Annotated in this window: 24 protein-coding genes and 1 pseudogene; 4 read left to right on the top strand and 21 right to left on the bottom strand. The window is 61.1% G+C overall.

Features of this window, described 5'->3' with window-relative positions; translation table 11 throughout:
• Positions 1–48: 48 nt before the first annotated feature.
• The 4 genes from metG to ACHMW7_RS17840 all read left to right on the top strand — a co-directional run bounded on the left by metG (position 49) and on the right by ACHMW7_RS17840 (position 4,077).
• Positions 49–1,590: a methionine--tRNA ligase gene (gene metG, locus ACHMW7_RS17825; RefSeq protein WP_395446919.1), complete on the top strand. Its 1,542-nt coding sequence runs from the start codon at positions 49–51 to the stop codon at positions 1,588–1,590.
• Positions 1,591–1,601: 11 nt separating this feature from the next.
• The gene (locus tag ACHMW7_RS17830) at positions 1,602–2,384 is read left to right on the top strand and encodes a TatD family hydrolase (protein WP_395446920.1); all 783 of its coding nucleotides are present in this window, start codon (positions 1,602–1,604) and stop codon (positions 2,382–2,384) included.
• Positions 2,385–2,388: 4 nt separating this feature from the next.
• Positions 2,389–3,204 carry an MBL fold metallo-hydrolase gene (locus ACHMW7_RS17835; RefSeq protein ID WP_395446921.1) on the top strand — a complete coding sequence of 272 codons (816 nt, stop codon included), beginning with the start codon at positions 2,389–2,391 and terminating at the stop codon, positions 3,202–3,204.
• Positions 3,205–3,456: 252 nt separating this feature from the next.
• A complete protein-coding gene (locus ACHMW7_RS17840) occupies positions 3,457–4,077 on the top strand; it encodes a class I SAM-dependent methyltransferase (protein WP_395446922.1) in 621 nt (206 codons plus the stop codon).
• Positions 4,078–4,131: 54 nt separating this feature from the next.
• Here the strand turns inward: ACHMW7_RS17840 and ACHMW7_RS17845 are convergent, their stop codons facing one another.
• The 21 genes and pseudogenes from ACHMW7_RS17845 to rplN form a co-directional block, all read right to left on the bottom strand.
• A complete protein-coding gene (locus tag ACHMW7_RS17845; RefSeq protein WP_395446923.1) occupies positions 4,132–4,560 on the bottom strand; it encodes a DUF6691 family protein in 429 nt (142 codons plus the stop codon).
• 2 nt (positions 4,561–4,562) lie between these two features.
• Complete coding sequence (locus ACHMW7_RS17850) at positions 4,563–4,991, bottom strand: YeeE/YedE family protein (protein ID WP_395446924.1); 429 nt, start codon at positions 4,989–4,991, stop codon at positions 4,563–4,565.
• On the bottom strand, positions 4,984–5,313 hold the full coding sequence (locus tag ACHMW7_RS17855) for an ArsR/SmtB family transcription factor (RefSeq protein ID WP_395451356.1): 330 nt from the start codon (positions 5,311–5,313) through the stop codon (positions 4,984–4,986). The genes ACHMW7_RS17850 and ACHMW7_RS17855 overlap by 8 nt, the downstream gene beginning before the upstream one ends.
• A 288-nt stretch (positions 5,314–5,601) precedes the next feature.
• The gene (locus tag ACHMW7_RS17860) at positions 5,602–6,912 is read right to left on the bottom strand and encodes a replication-associated recombination protein A (RefSeq protein WP_395446925.1); all 1,311 of its coding nucleotides are present in this window, start codon (positions 6,910–6,912) and stop codon (positions 5,602–5,604) included.
• Between the two features lie 60 nt (positions 6,913–6,972).
• Positions 6,973–8,454 (bottom strand): DegQ family serine endoprotease, encoded by a 1,482-nt coding sequence (locus ACHMW7_RS17865; RefSeq protein ID WP_395446926.1) that lies wholly within the window; start codon positions 8,452–8,454, stop codon positions 6,973–6,975.
• A gap of 193 nt (positions 8,455–8,647) precedes the next feature.
• A complete protein-coding gene (gene rplQ, locus ACHMW7_RS17870) occupies positions 8,648–9,076 on the bottom strand; it encodes a 50S ribosomal protein L17 (RefSeq protein ID WP_395446927.1) in 429 nt (142 codons plus the stop codon).
• A gap of 109 nt (positions 9,077–9,185) precedes the next feature.
• The gene (locus tag ACHMW7_RS17875; protein ID WP_055976463.1) at positions 9,186–10,196 is read right to left on the bottom strand and encodes a DNA-directed RNA polymerase subunit alpha; all 1,011 of its coding nucleotides are present in this window, start codon (positions 10,194–10,196) and stop codon (positions 9,186–9,188) included.
• 97 nt (positions 10,197–10,293) lie between these two features.
• Complete coding sequence (rpsK, locus tag ACHMW7_RS17880; RefSeq protein ID WP_184774718.1) at positions 10,294–10,683, bottom strand: 30S ribosomal protein S11; 390 nt, start codon at positions 10,681–10,683, stop codon at positions 10,294–10,296.
• A 130-nt stretch (positions 10,684–10,813) separates the two neighbouring features.
• Positions 10,814–11,182, bottom strand: a complete 369-nt coding sequence (gene rpsM, locus ACHMW7_RS17885; RefSeq protein ID WP_108608175.1) for a 30S ribosomal protein S13 — start codon at positions 11,180–11,182, stop codon at positions 10,814–10,816.
• A gap of 188 nt (positions 11,183–11,370) precedes the next feature.
• On the bottom strand, positions 11,371–11,961 hold the full coding sequence (locus ACHMW7_RS17890; RefSeq protein WP_395446928.1) for an adenylate kinase: 591 nt from the start codon (positions 11,959–11,961) through the stop codon (positions 11,371–11,373).
• Positions 11,958–13,299, bottom strand: a pseudogene (gene secY, locus ACHMW7_RS17895) (preprotein translocase subunit SecY). The gene ACHMW7_RS17890 and the pseudogene secY overlap by 4 nt, the downstream one beginning before the upstream one ends.
• Positions 13,300–13,432: 133 nt before the next feature.
• Positions 13,433–13,906: a 50S ribosomal protein L15 gene (gene rplO, locus ACHMW7_RS17900; RefSeq protein WP_184774723.1), complete on the bottom strand. Its 474-nt coding sequence runs from the start codon at positions 13,904–13,906 to the stop codon at positions 13,433–13,435.
• Between the two features lie 21 nt (positions 13,907–13,927).
• Complete coding sequence (gene rpmD, locus ACHMW7_RS17905; protein WP_109577106.1) at positions 13,928–14,125, bottom strand: 50S ribosomal protein L30; 198 nt, start codon at positions 14,123–14,125, stop codon at positions 13,928–13,930.
• Positions 14,126–14,153: 28 nt separating this feature from the next.
• Positions 14,154–14,723 (bottom strand): 30S ribosomal protein S5, encoded by a 570-nt coding sequence (gene rpsE, locus ACHMW7_RS17910; protein ID WP_395446929.1) that lies wholly within the window; start codon positions 14,721–14,723, stop codon positions 14,154–14,156.
• Positions 14,724–14,851: 128 nt separating this feature from the next.
• A complete protein-coding gene (gene rplR, locus ACHMW7_RS17915; RefSeq protein WP_395446930.1) occupies positions 14,852–15,211 on the bottom strand; it encodes a 50S ribosomal protein L18 in 360 nt (119 codons plus the stop codon).
• An 87-nt stretch (positions 15,212–15,298) separates the two neighbouring features.
• Positions 15,299–15,832, bottom strand: coding sequence for a 50S ribosomal protein L6 (rplF, locus tag ACHMW7_RS17920; RefSeq protein ID WP_395446931.1), 534 nt, complete (start codon positions 15,830–15,832; stop codon positions 15,299–15,301).
• A gap of 35 nt (positions 15,833–15,867) precedes the next feature.
• Positions 15,868–16,266, bottom strand: coding sequence for a 30S ribosomal protein S8 (gene rpsH / locus ACHMW7_RS17925; RefSeq protein WP_395446932.1), 399 nt, complete (start codon positions 16,264–16,266; stop codon positions 15,868–15,870).
• A 12-nt stretch (positions 16,267–16,278) separates the two neighbouring features.
• Positions 16,279–16,584 carry a 30S ribosomal protein S14 gene (gene rpsN / locus ACHMW7_RS17930; RefSeq protein ID WP_395446933.1) on the bottom strand — a complete coding sequence of 102 codons (306 nt, stop codon included), beginning with the start codon at positions 16,582–16,584 and terminating at the stop codon, positions 16,279–16,281.
• Positions 16,585–16,611: 27 nt separating this feature from the next.
• Positions 16,612–17,169: a 50S ribosomal protein L5 gene (gene rplE, locus ACHMW7_RS17935; protein WP_395446934.1), complete on the bottom strand. Its 558-nt coding sequence runs from the start codon at positions 17,167–17,169 to the stop codon at positions 16,612–16,614.
• Positions 17,162–17,476: a 50S ribosomal protein L24 gene (gene rplX, locus ACHMW7_RS17940; protein WP_395446935.1), complete on the bottom strand. Its 315-nt coding sequence runs from the start codon at positions 17,474–17,476 to the stop codon at positions 17,162–17,164. Before rplX ends, rplE begins: the two co-directional genes overlap by 8 nt.
• A gap of 12 nt (positions 17,477–17,488) precedes the next feature.
• A complete protein-coding gene (gene rplN, locus ACHMW7_RS17945; protein WP_006205457.1) occupies positions 17,489–17,857 on the bottom strand; it encodes a 50S ribosomal protein L14 in 369 nt (122 codons plus the stop codon).
• Positions 17,858–17,893: the final 36 nt, after the last annotated feature.

Genomic DNA, 17,893 nt, shown 5'->3' on the forward strand with positions numbered 1-17,893 from the left:
GTTATCTGACCGCGACCCTTTCAATCCGACATTCATGACGGCCCATCCATGTCCCGCGAAAAATTCTATATCACGACCGCGATCTCTTATCCGAACGGCAAGCCGCATATCGGCCATGCCTACGAGCTGATCGCCACCGACGCGCTCGCCCGTTTCCAGCGCCATGACGGCAAGGACGTGTTCTTCCTGACCGGCACCGACGAGCATGGCATCAAGATGTTGCAGACGGCCAATCGGGAAGGCATCTCGGCACGTGAACTCGCCGACCGTAATTCGAATGAATTCAAGAAGATGGCAACTCTTCTGAATGCGTCGAACGATGATTTCATCCGCACCACCGAAGAGCGCCACTACGCTGCCTCCCAGGCGATCTGGCAGGCGATGGCGGCGAAGGGCGACATCTACAAGAGCAGCTATGCAGGCTGGTATTCGGTGCGCGACGAAGCCTATTACGGCGAAGAAGAGACCGAAGTCCGCCCCGACAATGTGCGTTACGGCCCGCAGGGCACGCCGGTCGAATGGGTCGAGGAAGAGAGCTATTTCTTCCGTCTCTCAGCCTATCAGGACAAGCTGCTGGCGCTCTACGACAGCCAGCCCGATTTTATCGGACCCAACGAGCGCCGCAACGAGGTGGCGAGCTTCGTCCGTTCCGGCCTGAAGGACCTGTCGATCTCGCGCACGACCTTCGACTGGGGCGTGCCGGTGCCGGGCGACGAAAAGCATGTGATGTATGTCTGGGTCGATGCGCTGACCAACTACATCACCGCGCTTGGCTATCCCGACACCAGTGCCGAGAAGTGGGCTTACTGGCCTGCGGTGCACATCATCGGCAAGGATATCGTGCGCTTCCACGCCGTCTACTGGCCGGCTTTCCTGATGTCAGCTGGCATCGAACTGCCTAAGCGCGTGTTCGGCCACGGCTTCCTGTTCAACCGCGGCGAGAAGATGTCGAAGTCGCTCGGCAACGTCGTCGACCCGTTCACGATGGTCGAACATTACGGCCTCGACCAGGTGCGTTATTTCCTGCTGCGCGAGGTGCCGTTCGGCCAGGATGGCAGCTACAGCCACGAGGCGATCGTCAATCGCACCAATGCCGACCTCGCCAACGATCTCGGCAATCTGGCGCAGCGCTCGCTGTCGATGATCGCCAAGAACTGCAACGGCGTCGTTCCGCAGCGCGGCGAACTGGCCGATGCCGACAAGGCGATCCTCGATCAGGCGACGGCTGCACTGGTGACCGCGCGCAAGACCATGGCGGAGCAGGGCATCCACCACGCCCTTGCGGCGATCTTTGCCGTGGTTGCCGAGGCCAACCGCTATTTCGCGGCGCAGGAGCCGTGGGCGCTGAAGAAGTCCGATCCGGCGCGCATGGAAACCGTGCTGTGGACCACCGCCGAGGTGATCCGCCGCGTCGGCATCATGTGCCAGCCGTTCATCCCGGGCTCTGCGGCAAAGCTGCTCGATCTGCTCGCCGTGACCGACCGGGACTTTGTTCATGTCGATGAAGCGCATGGCCTGGTTTCGGGCGCGGCTCTGCCGACACCGCAACCGGTATTCCCGCGCTATGTCGAGCAGGCGGCGGAAAGCTGAGGCCTTCAGGAATGCTGGTCGACAGTCATTGCCATCTCGACTTTCCTGACTTCGCCGAGGAGCGCGGGGATATCATCGCGCGCGCCAAGGCCGCCGGGGTCGAACGTATGGTCACCATCTCGACGCGCGTGAAGCGCTTCGAACAAGTGCTTGCGATCGCCGAAGAATATGACGAAGTCTATTGCTCGGTCGGCACCCATCCGCACAATGCTGCCGAAGAACTCGACGTGACCACGGCCGATCTCGTCAAACTGGCAGCGCGTCCCAAGGTGGTGGCGATCGGTGAGGCGGGGCTCGACTATTTCTACGACAAGGCGCCGCGCGATGCACAGGCCCGGGGCCTGCGAGTCCACATCGCGGCAGCCCGCGAGACCGGCTTGCCGCTGGTCATCCACGCCCGCAATGCCGATGACGACATGGCTGATATCCTCAGGGAAGAAACAGGGAAGGGCGCCTTCCCCTTCATCCTGCACTGCTTTTCCTCCGGCGCCGAGCTTGCCCGCATTGGCGTCGAGCTCGGCGGCTACGTGTCGTTCTCCGGCATTGTGACGTTCAAGAACTCGGCCGAGCTGCGCGAGATCGCCAAGGACGTACCGCGCGACCGGCTGCTGGTCGAAACCGATGCACCTTACCTTGCGCCGCCGCCGCATCGTGGCAAGCGCAACGAACCGGCTTTTGTGTCGCACACGGCTGCGGTTCTGGCCGAGACGATCGGCGTCAGCGCTGCTGAAATCGCCGAGATCACCACGGACAATTTCTTCCGGCTGTTCACCAAGATGCCTAGGCCTGCCTGACGCCATGGCCGATGTGCTGCGCCTCACCATTCTGGGCTGCGGCTCTTCGCCGGGCACACCGCGCATCACCGGCGACTGGGGTGCGTGCGATCCAACCAATCCGAAGAACCGGCGCACCCGCGCGGCAGCGATGGTCGAGCGCGTTTCGGCGTCCGGCACAACGCGTGTCATCATCGACACCGGGCCGGATTTCCGTACCCAGATGCTGGCGGCAGGCGTCAGCCACATCGACGCCGTCGTCTACACGCATCCGCATGCGGACCATATCCACGGTATAGATGATCTCAGGGGCTATGTGCTCGAGCGCGGCAGCCTGATCGATATCCATGCCGACCAGTTCACGCTGGAGCGGCTGAAGCAGGCATTCGGCTATTGCATCGAAACGCCGCCGGGAAGCGCGTATCCGCCTATCGTGCGGCCTCACATCATCGACCACGATCAGCCGTTTGTCATAACAGGAGAGGGGGGCGCCCTCACCTTTTTGCCGCTGCCACAGATTCATGGTGACATCATTTCGCTCGGCTTTCGCATTGGGCCGATCGCCTATTGCTCCGATGTCAGCGACTTCCCGGAGGCCACGGCAGCACTGATGACAGGCCTGGAGCTGCTGGTCGTCGATGCGCTGCAGCACAAGCCTCATGTCAGCCACCTGTCGCTGTCGGAAGCGCTGCAATGGATCGACAGGCTGCAGCCAAACAAGGCAGTGCTGACGCATATGCATGTGCCGCTGGACTATGACGCCGTTGTGGCTGCGACGCCGGCACATGTCGAACCGGCACATGATGGCATGATCATAGAAATGCCTTGTCCGTCAGATTGATACGCTGACTGCTTGATGCAGTCAGGGGTCAATGTCTGCCTGGCGACGTTGCGAACAGCGCAGGCAGATGAACCGGGCAAGCTTGCAGGCTTGCTCGATGGAGTGGAAGAACGGCAGGCAAACTGCGCTCCAGTATAGCGCACTTGTTCCATAATCTATCTTATGCGACTTTCAGATACCTATGCGTCCGAGCGTCAGACGTGCCCCTCTTTGAAGCCTGATCGGCCTTAGCCGGATCCTTGGAGCTTTGCTGTGAGCAACGACCGCGCGTCCCATTGGGAAACCATCTATCGCACCAAGACGGAAGATCAGGTCAGTTGGTTCCAGCAGACGCCGGAACCGTCGCTGACGCTGCTTACGCTGGCCGATGCCACGCCAACTGCGACCATCGTCGATATCGGCGCTGGCGCTTCGCATCTCGTCGATGCGCTGATCGGCCAGGGCTATGGCGATGTGACCGTACTTGATATTTCGCAGGCTGCGCTCGACAGCGATCGTGCGCGTCTCGGCCCGGACGCGAATCGCGTCAGATGGATCTGCAGCGACGTGACCGCCTGGCAGCCAAACCGCGGTTACGACATCTGGCATGATCGCGCTGCATTCCACTTCCTCACCAATGCCGCCGATCAGGCAGCTTACGCCACTGTCTTGACGCGCGCGTTGAAGCCTGGCGGCCACGCGATCATCGGGACATTCGCGCCTGACGGTCCCGAGAAATGCAGTGGCCTGCCAATCGTCAGGCACGATGCCGACAGCATCGGCAAGCTGCTGGGCGGCGGCTTCGCGCTGATCGACACGCGCCGACACGAACACAAGACGCCGTGGGACAGCGTACAGCGTTTCCAGTTCAGCACGTTCCGCAAGTTGGGCTGACAGGCACCCTGCCCGGCATATTAGCCACCATGCGGATATCTCAGGCCGACGAGGTCAGGCAGCCGCGGCGACCCGCCTGACGGTGCTCGTCCTGGCCAGCCACATGCCGACAAACATCATCGGTAGGAAGGCATAGGTGCCGGTCGCAGCGAGCGCCGTTGCCGTCAGCGCCGGACCTGGGCAAAAGCCGCCCAGTCCCCAGCCGATGCCGAAAATGGCGGGACCGATCAGGATCCGACTGTCGACTGCGTTGCTGCTTGGCAGATGGAACGACGCAGCTGCGACCGGTTTTTCGCGTTTGAATACAAGGCGGTAGCCGAAGAAGGCAGTGATGACTGCACCGCCCATGACGAAAGCCAGGGACGGATCCCAGCTACCGAACAGGTCGAGAAAATTCAGCACCTTGGCCGGGTCGGACATACCGGAAACGACAAGGCCGGTGCCGAACAGCAGGCCAAGCATGAGATTGACAACAAAGGACATGGTCAAGCTCCCAACAAGTGCCGGACGATGAAGACAGTGGCAAAGGCTGTCGCCATGAAGGTTGCCGTCGCGACCAAAGAGCGGATGGAAAGCCGCGACAGCCCGCAGACGCCATGCCCACTGGTGCAGCCATTGCCGTAAACCGAACCGAAACCGACAAGCAGCCCGGCAAAAGCCATCAGCGGCATGTCGGAAGAAACGGTTTGAGGGGTCTCGTTGCCGGTGACCAGCAGATAGATCAGAGGTGCTGCCACAAGGCCCAGTATGAATCCCAGGCGCGACAGGAAGGCACCGTCAGCATATGGCGGCAGCAGTTTGCCGGCGATGCCGCTGACGCCAGCAATGCGTCCTTCCCACGCCATCAGCAGCACCGCCGAGAGGCCGACCAGAACGCCGCCCATGGTGGACGCGATGGGTGTGAATTCAGTCATTCTTGCTATCTTCCATTGAAATGGATTGGGCGCCCGGCTGGCAGAACATGCGGTAGAGCAGCGTTACGATCTCCACTACCCGCTCGTCGGCGAGACGATAAAAGACGGATTTCGATTCCTTGCGTCCGGCAATCAGTCCGGCATCACGCAGTTCGGCAATCTGCTGCGACAATCCCGGCTGACGTATGCCGAGGCTGTCTTCGAGATCGCGCACCGAACGCTCGCCGTCGACGAGTGCACAGACGATCATCAGGCGGCTGGGATTGGCGAGCTTCTTCAAGAAATCCGAAGCCTCCCCTGCCCGTTCAAGCAGATCTGACATCGCTGTATCGGGTTCGAGCTTCACGATATTGACCTTGGTTCGCCACCGCACCGTCCCGATTTCCGTTCTGCCAATCGGATTTGCCGGACGCTTCATTCATGCAGGCGTCACCACAACGGTGTCGCTGTTACGCTTACATATATATGATTGCATTTTTTTGCAATCGAAACTTTGCAATGATTGAGGCCTGATACCAAGCATCTACCCTGCCCGGCCGTCCCTCCCATTCAGGTCGGGAGCGATCGAGCTGCGTCCGGCAGAATGCTCAACGGACGGCACCGTGGACGGCTAGTCGTCGGATTGGCGGCGGTTGACCTTGTTGCGCGCCCAAAATTCCAGCCGCTTCTTGATATCCCGCTCAAAACCTCGCTCGTTGGGCGCGTAGAATTCCGGACGATTGGGGCCGGCCAGTTCGTCGGGCAGGAACTCCTGCCCGGAGAATGCGTCGGGATAGTCGTGGTCGTATTTATAGCCCTCGTGGTAGCCGAGTTCTTTCATCAGCTTGGTCGGCGCATTGAGGATGTGTTTAGGCGGCGCCAGCGATCCGGTCTGCTGTGCCATGGCTATCGCCTGGTTGAACCCCATATAGGAGGCGTTCGACTTGGGCGCCGTTGCCACATAGGTGATGGCCTGCGCCATGAACAGCCGTCCCTCTGGCCACCCTACCCGCTCGAATGCGGTCCAGGCAGCAACGACCTGCGGCATCGCCTGCGGGTCGGCCATGCCGACGTCTTCGGATGCCGCACATGCCAGCCGGCGGAAGATCGTGGCAGGCGATTCGCCGCCGACAACCATGCGCGCCGCCCAATAGAGGGCCGCCTGAACGTCACTGCCGCGCAAGCTCTTATGGAAGCAACTGAGCATGTTGTAATGCTCTTCCTGGCCCTTGTCGTAGACCGGCGCCCGCTTCTGGACGGTTTCGGCCAGCCCAGCAACGTCCAGCACTGTGCCGAAGGGAAGCGCGAGCAACTCCTCGCAGAGCCCGATCAGATAGCGGCCGTCGCCATCAGCCATGGTCAACAGCGCGTCACGCGCGGCTGCGTCGAGCGGAAGCGTCTTGCCGGCATGCGCTTCCGCACGCTCGGCAAGGACGGCGAGGTCTTCTTTTTCGAAGCGCTTGAGCGTGTAGACTTTTGCGCGCGACAGCAGTGCAGCGACCAGGCTGAAGCTCGGGTTCTCCGTCGTCGCGCCGATCAGCACAATCGTGCCGTCCTCGACATGCGGCAGCAACGCGTCCTGCGTGGTCCTGTTGAAACGGTGGAGCTCGTCGACAAACACCACTGTCTGCCGCCCCGCCCCGCTGCGGAGCTGCTTGGCGGCATCGACGACCTTTCGCAGATCCGCAACGCCTGAGAGAACCGCCGAAAGCTGGACGAAATCGAGGCCGACTTCCTTGGCGACCAGCCTGGCAATCGTCGTCTTGCCAACCCCCGGCGGCCCCCAAAGAATGAACGACGACACTTTCCTCGACTTGACCATGCGCCCGATCGGCCCGTCAGGGCCGAGTATATGGTCCTGCCCGATGACCTCGCGGAGGCTTTGCGGGCGCAGCGTTTCGGCAAGCGGACGCGGAACGGACTCGTCGAAAAGGGAGCTCAAAACCCAGCTCCCCTGACGATCCCGCTATTTGCCAGCTTTTCCAGCATGGTCCTCGTGCACTCAGTAACGCAGCATCTGCCGCATGATGCGACCGTCGCGCTCGACGGTGAACCGCCACCAGCGCGTGTCTTCCTCGGCAAGCTGCTTCAGCTTTTCGGCGGTGTCGATGGTTTCGCCGTTGAGTTCACGTACGATGTCGCCCGCCTGGAAACCAAAACCTGCAGCGGCCGAGCCGCCGTCAACGCCGACAATCACCACGCCTTTGGTGTCGGTCGCGACTCGCAGGCGCTGCGCCAGCCGCGGCGACAGCACGGCGACCTTGGCACCGGCAAACGGGCTGCGGCCGCCCAACAGGACCTCATTCGAGCTGGCGCCTTCAGGCGCGCGCTCAAGCGCCACTTCGACGGCCTTCTCTTCGCCCTTGGTCAGCACCGACAGCGTCGCCTTGCCGCCGATCGGCTGGGTCGCCAGACGATAGTCGAGCGCTTCCATGTGCTCGATTGCCGCACCGTTGAACGACAGCACGACGTCACCAGCTTTGAGGCCCGCTCGTGCCGCCGGACCATTCTCGTCGACCGACGAGATCAGCGCGCCCGAGGGATGATCCATGCCGAGCGACTCGGCGATCTGCGGCGTTACCGGCTCGAACGAGGCACCGATGAACGGCCGTTCGAAGAACTCCGCGCCGCCCTTGGCGGCTTCGGTGAAGGCACGCACCATGTTGGAAGGGATGGCAAAGCCGATACCGATCGAGCCACCGGTGCGGCTGAAGATCGCGGTATTGATGCCGATGAGTTGGCCGCCCATGTTGATCAGCGCACCACCGGAGTTGCCCGGATTGATGGCGGCGTCAGTCTGGATGAAGAAGCCGGAGTCGGACACACCGATATGCGTGCGGGCGAGTGCCGAAACGATGCCGCTGGTCGTGGTCTGGCCGACGCCGAAGGGATTGCCGATGGCAAGCACCAGGTCGCCAACCTGCAGCGCGTCGGAATCGCCAATGGCGATTGTCGGGAACGGCTTGTCGGAATCGATCTTCAGCACAGCCAGGTCGAGCGAGTCATCCTTGAGCAGGACCTTGGAGGTGAACTCGCGGCCGTCCGACAGCGCCACCTTCACCTCGTCGGCGTCCTGGACGACGTGATTGTTGGTGACGATGATGCCGCTCGCATCGACGAGCACGCCCGAGCCGAGCGACGACCGATTGCGCGGTGCGCCACGGCCGAAAAACTGTTCGAAGAACGGATCGCCTTCAAAAGGCGAACGCGCCTTCACCTGCTTGGAAGCGTAGACGTTAACGACCGCAGCAGCCGTATCCTTGACCAGCGGTGCGAACGAAAGCTGCATCTCCTCGCGGCCGAAGGGCACGCGACGATCGGGACCTGGCGTGGCTGTACCGTCCTTGCCGCCGTTCAGCAGGTCGGTCAGCACGTCCGACAGGCCTGGATCTTCGGCGGGCTTGGTCGCTTCCTGGGCCGCAACACCACCGGCAACGGCCATCCAGGCGCCGAGCGCGAGCAGCAAATATCGTTTCGCACGCATGGCGAATCCTCCAACGCATAAGTCGCGCCATTGTCGTGACGATTGTGCAAATTGAAAGGCTGTATGCGCGCGAAAGCGCTTATTTCCGCATAGTTGGCGCAGGATGCGGAAGAACCGCTGCAGCGTCGGGCAATCGCTCAAAACAAAAGGGGCCACAAGGGCCCCTTCGGTTCTAAACAACGGTGCGGAAAGCTTATGCAGCTTCGGCTTCGTTCGTAGCTTCGGCTTCGAGGCGAACGCGGTCGCCCGCACCCTTGGCCGAGGTGTCGCGCTCGACGAACTCGATGACAGCCATCGCGGCGTTGTCACCGCGGCGGAAGCCAGCCTTCATGATGCGCAGGTAGCCGCCGTTGCGGGTGGCGTAACGCGGCGCGACGATGTCGAACAGACGCTTCACGACGTCCTCGTTGCCGATCTGGGCGATCACCTGGCGGCGGGCATGCAGGTCGCCGCGCTTGCCGAGAGTCACCAGCTTCTCGACGATCGGACGCAGGTCCTTGGCCTTTTCGAGCGTGGTCACGATCTGCTCGTGCTCGATCAGCGAGACCGAGAGGTTGGCGAACATGGACTTGCGGTGGCTTACGCTGCGAGCGAAGCGGCGGCCTTTGAAACCGTGGCGCATGACTCTTTTCCTTCTTCAGTTGTTCAAGAGGCCACGGCCTCTAATGGTTTTCCGCAAGGCCGTCGGACCGGAATATCCGGTCCTCGGAACCATGCTCGACTAGGTCTTTTTAGTACTGGTCTTCGTATCGCTTGGCGAGGTCTTCGATGTTCTCCGGCGGCCAGTCCTGCACTTCCATACCGAGGTGCAGGCCCATTGCGGCCAGAACTTCCTTGATCTCGTTGAGCGACTTGCGGCCGAAGTTCGGCGTACGCAGCATTTCTGCTTCCGTCTTCTGGATCAGGTCGCCGATGTAAACGATGTTGTCGTTCTTGAGGCAGTTGGCCGAACGGACCGAAAGCTCCAGTTCGTCGACCTTCTTGAGCAGCGCCGGGTTGAAGGCGAGCTCGGTAACGGCCTCGGCTGCAACTTCCTTCTGCGGCTCGTCGAAGTTGACGAACAGCGCGAGCTGGTCCTGCAGGATGCGAGCAGCGAATGCCACTGCGTCCTCACCGGTGATCGAACCGTCGGTCTCGATGGTCATGGTCAGCTTGTCGTAGTCCAGAACCTGGCCCTCGCGGGTGTTCTCGACCTTGTACGAAACCTTCTTGACCGGCGAGTAGAGGCTGTCGACCGGAATGAGGCCGATCGGAGCGTCTTCAGCGCGGTTGCGTTCAGCCGGCACGTAGCCCTTGCCGGTGTCGACGGTGAACTCCATACGGATCTCCGCGCCCTCGTCGAGCGTGCAGATGACGTGGTCGGGGTTCAGGATCTCGACGTCGCCGACCGTCTGGATGTCGCCAGCGAGCACGGCACCGGGGCCCTGCTTGCGAACGACCATGCGCTTCGGGCCGTCGCCTTCCATGCGGATGGCGATTTCCTTGATGTTGAGCACGATGTCGGTGACGTCTTCACGAACGCCGCCGATGGACGAGAACTCATGCAGCACGCCGTCGATCTGGACGGCAGTGACGGCAGCGCCACGAAGCGACGAGAGCAGCACGCGACGCAGGGCATTGCCGAGCGTCAGGCCGAAGCCGCGCTCGAGCGGCTCGGCGACCAGCGTGGTCAACGTCTTCTTCTTGGAAGAGAACTCGATCTTGTTTGGCTTGATCAGTTCCTGCCAGTTTTTCTGGATCATATTCGCTTCCTTCCGTTTGCCCGACACCATCCAATCGTGACGGGCGACCTGGAAACCGCAGACGAGCGCACAAGGCGCTCGCGCGGGGGGTGAAATATTAGACGCGACGCTTCTTGCGCGGGCGGCAGCCATTGTGCGGGATCGGCGTCACGTCGCGGATCGACGTGATGGTGAAACCCGCAGCCTGGAGCGCGCGCAGAGCCGACTCACGACCCGAACCCGGACCGCAAACTTCGACTTCAAGCATACGCATGCCGTGTTCCTGTGCCTTCTTGGCAACGTCTTCAGCAGCCATCTGGGCAGCGAACGGGGTCGACTTGCGCGAACCCTTGAAGCCCTGCGCACCAGCCGACGACCAGGCAATCGTGTTGCCCTGTGCATCGGAGATGGTGATCATGGTGTTGTTGAAGGTCGAATTCACGTGGGCAACGCCCGACGAGATGTTCTTGCGTTCGCGACGGCGAACGCGGCCGGCTTCCTTAGCCATGGTAGTCCTTTCAGTTGATCTCTTCACCGCCGTAATACCAGCGGCTACACCAGCCTGCGTTTAAGGTGTCAGGCCGAACACCCGCCCATAAAAGGCGAAACCGGCGGGCCTAAACCCGCCGGGAATGAAATTACTTCTTCTTGCCGGCAATTGCCTTGGCCGGACCCTTGCGGGTGCGCGCATTGGTATGCGTGCGCTGGCCGCGGACCGGAAGCGAACGACGGTGACGCAGGCCGCGGTAGCAGCCGAGGTCCATCAGACGCTTGATGTTGATCGAAACTTCGCGGCGCAGATCGCCTTCGACCTGATAGTCGCGGTCGATCGTTTCGCGGATCGCCAGAACTTCAGCATCGGTCAGCTGGTTGACGCGACGTTCAGCCGGGATGCCGACCTTCTCGACGATCTCCTGGGCGAACTTCTTGCCAATGCCGTGAATGTACTGAAGCGAGATCACAACGCGCTTGTTGGTAGGAATATTAACGCCGGCTATACGAGCCATTTTTTCACTCCATTTGGGCCGGACAATGCCGGCGCTTCAAGTTGCCCCGCGTCCGGTGGAGGCCGGCCCATGCGGGTTTTCCGTATCAATATGACTATGCACCCTACCGGGCACACAACATCATGCCTGAATGGAAGACGGGCCGCCATACTCCAGTACGGCCCATCAGTCAAGCACGAGTGCTGTTTTTAGTGCGTGGCGTCCGCGAGGACAGCCTCGATCTGCACGGTAACCTCGTCCATATCGGCCATGCCGTCGACCTGCTTGAGCAGATCGTTGGCGTAGTAGTAGCCGATCAGCGGCGCGGTCTTCTTGTAGTACTCGCGCAGCCGCTCTTCGAACACCTCGGCGTTGTCGTCCTTGCGGACGGCTTGACCAGCTGCCTTCGCATCTTCGGCGCGCTTGAGGATCCGGCCTACGAGCGCCTTGTCGTCGACAACGAGTTCGATAACCACATCGAGGTGCATGCCACGTTCTGCCAGCATGTCGGCGACTGCGTCGGCCTGCGCCAGCGTGCGCGGATAGCCATCGAGGATGAACCCCTTGCTGCAGTCGTCCTGATCGATGCGCTCGGCGACGATCGCGTTGACGATCTCGTCCGAAACCAACTCGCCGGCGTCCATGACGGCCTTGGCGCGCTTGCCGACATCGGTTTCGGCCTTCACCGCAGCCCGCAGCATGTCACCAGTGGACAATTGCGGGATGCCGTATTTCTCGACCAGTCGTTGCGCTTGTGTCCCCTTGCCCGCTCCCGGCGGCCCAAGCAAAATCAGCTTCATCTTCCCCTCTTACCTCCACGGAGCTTCGACTTCTTGATCAGCCCCTCATACTGATGGGCAATCAGGTGACCCTGAATCTGCGCCACGGTATCAAGGGTTACATTGACCACGATCAGAAGCGAAGTACCACCAAGGTAGAACGGAACGCCAGTTGCCGAAATCAGGAACTCGGGCATCAAGCAGACGAAGACGAGATAGGCAGCGCCGATGACCGTGACGCGGGTCAGCACGTAGTCGATGTATTCCGCCGTGCGTTCGCCGGGGCGATAGCCTGGGATAAAGCCCGAATGCTTCTTCAGCTGGTCAGCCGTATCCTTCGGATTGAACACGATCGCCGTGTAGAAGAAGGCGAAGAAGACAATCATCGCGGCATACAGCAGCATGTACAGCGGCTGGCCATGGCCAAGCGCGGCCATGACGGTGCTCACCCAGCCTGGCAGCGTAGCGGTATTCGAGAAGCCCGCGACGGTTGCCGGCAGCAGCAGCAGCGACGATGCGAAGATCGGAGGAATGACGCCAGCGGTGTTGAGCTTGAGCGGCAGGTGCGACGTATCGCCCTGGAACATGCGGTTGCCAACCTGGCGCTTCGGATACTGGATCAGAAGGCGGCGCTGGGCACGCTCGAAGAAGACGATCAACGCGATGACGACGATCGCAAGCACGATGATCGCGAGAATCAGGCCAGTCGACAGAGCTCCGGTGCGGCCAAGTTCCAGCGTACCGCTGATGGCGCTTGGAAGGCCTGCGACGATGCCGGCGAAGATGATCAGCGAAATGCCGTTGCCGATGCCACGCGCGGTGATCTGTTCGCCAAGCCACATCAGGAACATCGTGCCGCCGACGAGCGTGATGACCGTCGAAGCGCGGAAGAACATGCCCGGATCGGTGACGATGCCGTTGCCGCCTTCGAGGCCGGCTGAGATGCCGTAGGCCTGGACAACGGCCAGAAGGACGGTGCCGTAGCGGGTATACTGGTTGATGACCTTGCGGCCCTGCTCGCCTTCCTTCTTCAGCGCTTCAAGCGACGGAACGACCGACGTCATGAGCTGCATGATGATGGAGGCGGAGATGTAGGGCATGATGCCGAGGGCGAAGATCGCCATGCGCTGCACGGCGCCGCCGGCAAACATGTTGAAAATGCCAAGCACGCCGCGGCTCTGCTGGGTGAAAGCCTGGGCGAATGCGTCGGGATTGATCCCGGGAAGCGGAATGTAGGTACCGAGGCGATAGACCAAAAGCGCGCCGAGGGTAAACCAGATGCGTTTTCTTGAGATCTTCGGCCTTGGCGAAGGCTGCGAAATTCAGATTGGATGCTAGTTGTTCAGCAGCCGATGCCATTCAGGGTACTCCGCTTGGTCACGCCGAAATGCCGCGATGGGCGCGGCGCGTGTCACCGAAGCCACGAGATAGGCTCCGGACGGCAAACATGCAAGCGGCGGTATCTCTACCGCCGCTTACTTTGCAAAGCCTTTTACTCGGCGGCTGCCACTTCAGGCAGCTTCACCGATCCTCCAGCCTTTTCGATCTTCTCGATCGCCGGCTTGGAAGCGCCGGCAACGTCAAAGGCCACCTTGGCCTTGAGTTCGCCGTCGCCGAGGATGCGGACGCCGTCCTTGACGCGGCGAATCACGCCGGCCTTGACGAGGGCTTCCGCCGTCACGGTCTCTTTCGCGTCGAGCTTCTTGGCATCGATCGCGACCTGGATGCGGGCCAGCGAAACGGTGTTGTAGCTCTTGGCAAAAATGTTGGTGAAGCCGCGCTTCGGCAGGCGACGATAGAGCGGCATCTGGCCACCCTCGAAGCCGTTGATCGCGACGCCGGAACGGGCCTTCTGACCCTTGACGCCGCGGCCGCCGGTCTTGCCGGTGCCGGAGCCGATACCACGGCCAAGACGCTTCTTGGAGTGGGTCGCGCCGGCGTTGTCACGCAGATCGTTGAGTTTCATCTTCTATCTCCTGCGATCGGCCTACGCCTCGTCCACAACGCGGACGAGATGCTGGACAGCTGCGATCATGCCGCGCACGGAAGGAGTATCCTCCAGGGTGCGCTTGCGATGCATCTTGTTGAGGCCGAGGCCGACCAGCGTGGCACGCTGTTCCTTCGGCCGGCGGATCGGGCTACCGATCTGCTCGACGGTGACGGTCTTGGTTACTTTCTTGGCCATGGTCATTGTCCCTGGTCAGCTCGAGCGACTATTCTTCAGCCGCTACGGCGGTGCCGCGGCGGGCCTGAAGCGTCGAATACTTGATGCCGCGCTGTGCAGCCACATCCTTCGGATGCATCTGGCTCTTCAGCGCATCGAAGGTCGCACGAACCATGTTGTATGGGTTCGACGAACCCATCGACTTGGCGACGACGTCGTGCATGCCGAGCGTCTCGAAGACAGCGCGCATAGGACCGCCGGCGATGATGCCGGTACCCAGCTTGGCAGAGCGCAGCAGAACGCGACCGGCGCCCCAACGACCTTCAACGTCGTGGTGCAGCGTACGGCCCGAACGGAGCGGCACGAAAATCATTTCGCGCTTGGCAGCTTCGGTTGCCTTGCGGATCGCTTCCGGCACTTCGCGCGCCTTACCGTGACCAAAGCCAACGCGGCCCTTCTGGTCGCCGACAACGACGAGTGCTGCAAAACCGAAACGCCGGCCGCCCTTGACGACCTTGGCAACGCGGTTGATGTGGACGAGCTTATCGACGAATTCGCTGTCGCGCTCTTCGCGGTCACGGCTACGGTCGCGACCACCTTCCCTACGTTCTTGTGCCATATTCCTATCCTTATTTTTTTCCGGAAGCACGGGGGTTAAAAACCAAATCCGGCGTCTATAGCGTCGCCGGATTTATTGCAACTGGTCAGTGATGCGGCGCAGCGCCACGCGCTACGCCGTAAACTGCATCAGAAGTTCAGACCGCCTTCACGGGCAGCCTCGGCCAGCGCCTTGATGCGTCCGTGATAGATGTAGGCGCCACGGTCGAAAACGACGTCCTTGACGCCAGCCTTCGAAGCGCGCTCGGCGATCAGCTTGCCAACCGCAGTCGCGGCAGCAGTGTCAGCGCCGGTCTTCAGCGTGCCCTTGAGATCCTTCTCGAGGGTCGAAGCGGCGGCGAGCGTCTTGCCATTGGCGTCGTCGATGACCTGAACATAGATGTTCTTCGACGTACGGTGAACCGACAGGCGCGGACGGCCGTTGGCGACCTTCTTGATCTGGCGGCGGATGCGCGAAGCGCGACGCAGAGTGGTTTCTTTCGAAGCCATGGTAGTGGTTCCTTGCCTTCTGAAACGGGCGCGGCCATCTGCGGTAAGCCAAAATGCTTCCCGCGACCGCGCACCGCGGCGTTGCTATTACTTCTTCTTGCCTTCTTTGCGGACGATCTTCTCGCCTGCATAGCGGACGCCCTTGCCCTTATAGGGCTCCGGACCACGATATTCGCGGATCTCGGCGGCGACCTGGCCAACCTGCTGCTTGTTGATGCCGTTGACCACGATTTCGGTCGGCTTCGGCACCGTGATGGTGATGCCTTCCGGCGTCTGGTAGACGACGTCATGGCTGAAGCCGAGTGCCAGCTGCAGGTTCTTGCCCTGGAGCGTTGCACGGTAACCGACGCCGGTGATCTCGAGCTTCTTTTCGAAGCCGTCCTTAACACCCGTCAGGATGTTAACGATCTGCGTCCGCGACATGCCCCACTTGGAGCGGGCGTCCTTCGACTGGTCGCGCGGCTGGACAGCGATTTCGCCATTCTCCAGCGTGACCAGAACTTCGTTGTTGACCACGAACTTCAGCTCGCCCTTGGGGCCCTTCGCCGTGACGGTCTGGCCGTCGACGGCTGCGGTAACGCCCTGCGGAAGCTGAACGGGTTTCTTGCCAATACGAGACATAGTCCTCGTGCCTTTCTTGTTTCAGCCTAGGCAGATCAGAAGATCTGGCAGAGGATTTCCCCGCCGACGTTCTGTTCGCGCGCTTCGTGGTCGGCCATCACGCCCTTCGGGGTCGAAAGGATCGAGATGCCGAGGCCGTTGGCGACGGGCGGAATCGACTTGGACGAGACGTAGACACGGCGACCGGGCTTGGAGACGCGTGCGATTTCACGAATCACCGGCTGGCCGTCGAAGTACTTCAACTCGATTTCGATTTCGGACTTGCCGTTGTCGAAGTCGGTCTGGCTGTAGTCGCGGATGTAACCTTCCGCCTTCAGAACGTCGAGGACGCGGGCGCGCAGCCTGGAAGCCGGGGTCGACACGGTCGACTTCTTGCGGCCATAGGCGTTGCGGATGCGGGTCAGCATATCGCCGAGAGGATCACTCAAAGACATATCAAATGCTCCTTACCAGCTCGACTTGACCAGGCCGGGGATTGCTCCCACCGAACCCAGGTCGCGCATGGCGATACGCGACATCTTAAGCTTGCGATAGTAGGCACGCGGACGGCCGGTGATTTCGCAACGATTGCGGATACGGATCTTGGCCGAGTTGCGCGGCAGCGCGGCGAGCTTGAGCTGCGCGCGGAAGCGTTCCTCGATCGGCTTGGACTGATCCATGATGATGTCCTTGAGAGCCTTACGCTTGGCAGCGTACTGGTCCACAAGCTTGCGGCGCCGGTTGTTCTTCTCGACTGAGCTGGTCTTTGCCATTTCAGATTTTTCCTTTTCTCGCTGCCGTTACTGCCGGAAGGGGAAGTTGAAAGCCTTGAGCAGAGCCCGGGCCTCTTCGTCCGTCTTGGCGGTCGTGCAAACGATGATGTCCATGCCCCAGATCTGATCAACCTTGTCGTAATTGATCTCGGGGAACACGATGTGTTCCTTGATGCCCATAGCGTAATTGCCACGGCCGTCAAAGCTTTTTGGGTTCAGACCGCGAAAGTCGCGAACGCGCGGCAGTGCGATGTTCACCAAACGGTCAAGGAACTCGTACATGCGCTCCTGGCGGAGCGTCACCTTGGCGCCGATCGGCATCTGCTCGCGCACCTTGAAGCCGGCGATCGACTTGCGGGCGCGGGTGACAACCGGCTTCTGGCCAGCGATCATCGCCAGGTCTTCAGCGGCAACTGCGGGCTTCTTCGAGTCCGCGGTGGCTTCGCCAACACCCATGTTGAGCACGATCTTGTCGATGCGCGGAATCTGCATGACGTTGTCGTACTTGAACTGTTCCTGCATCGCCTGGCGGATGGTCTCTTTGTAGACCGTCTTCAAGCGCGGCTCGATGGTTGCATTAGCCATTGATGACTTCTCCCGAGCGCTTGGCGACACGCACCTTCGTGCCGTCCTTCTGGACCTGGAAACCGACGCGGGTCGGCTTGCCATCCTTGGGGTCGGTGAGCGCGAGGTTCGACAGGTGGATCGGCGCTTCCTTGGTGATGATCCCGCCCTCTTGGGTCTGGGACTGCTTCTGGTGGCGGCGGATCATGTTCACGCCGCGGACAAGTGCCTTGTCTTCCTTCGGCTGGACAGACAGCACCTCGCCGGTGCGACCCTTGTCCTTGCCGGCCAGAACGACAACCTTGTCGCCTTTACGGATCTTCTGCATTGTTCCGGCTCCTTACAGCACTTCGGGCGCGAGCGAGATGATCTTCATGTGGTTCTTGGCGCGGAGTTCGCGCGGAACCGGCCCGAAGATACGCGTGCCGATAGGTTCTTTCTTGTTATCGACAAGAACGGCCGCGTTCTTGTCGAAACGGATCACGCTGCCGTCCGGGCGACGAATGTCCTTGGCCGTGCGAACCACGACCGCCTTCATCACATCACCCTTCTTTACGCGGCCGCGCGGAATGGCTTCCTTGATCGACACCACGATGATGTCGCCAACAGAAGCATACTTCCGCTTCGAGCCGCCCAGCACCTTGATGCACATGACACGACGGGCGCCGGAATTGTCCGCGACGTCGAGGTTTGTTTGCATCTGAATCATGACTGGCCGCCTTCTTCTTCTCTAACGGGATGGGCT

Origin of the sequence: Aminobacter sp. UC22_36 (assembly GCF_044056035.1) — a bacterium.
GTDB lineage: Bacteria > Pseudomonadota > Alphaproteobacteria > Rhizobiales > Rhizobiaceae > Aminobacter.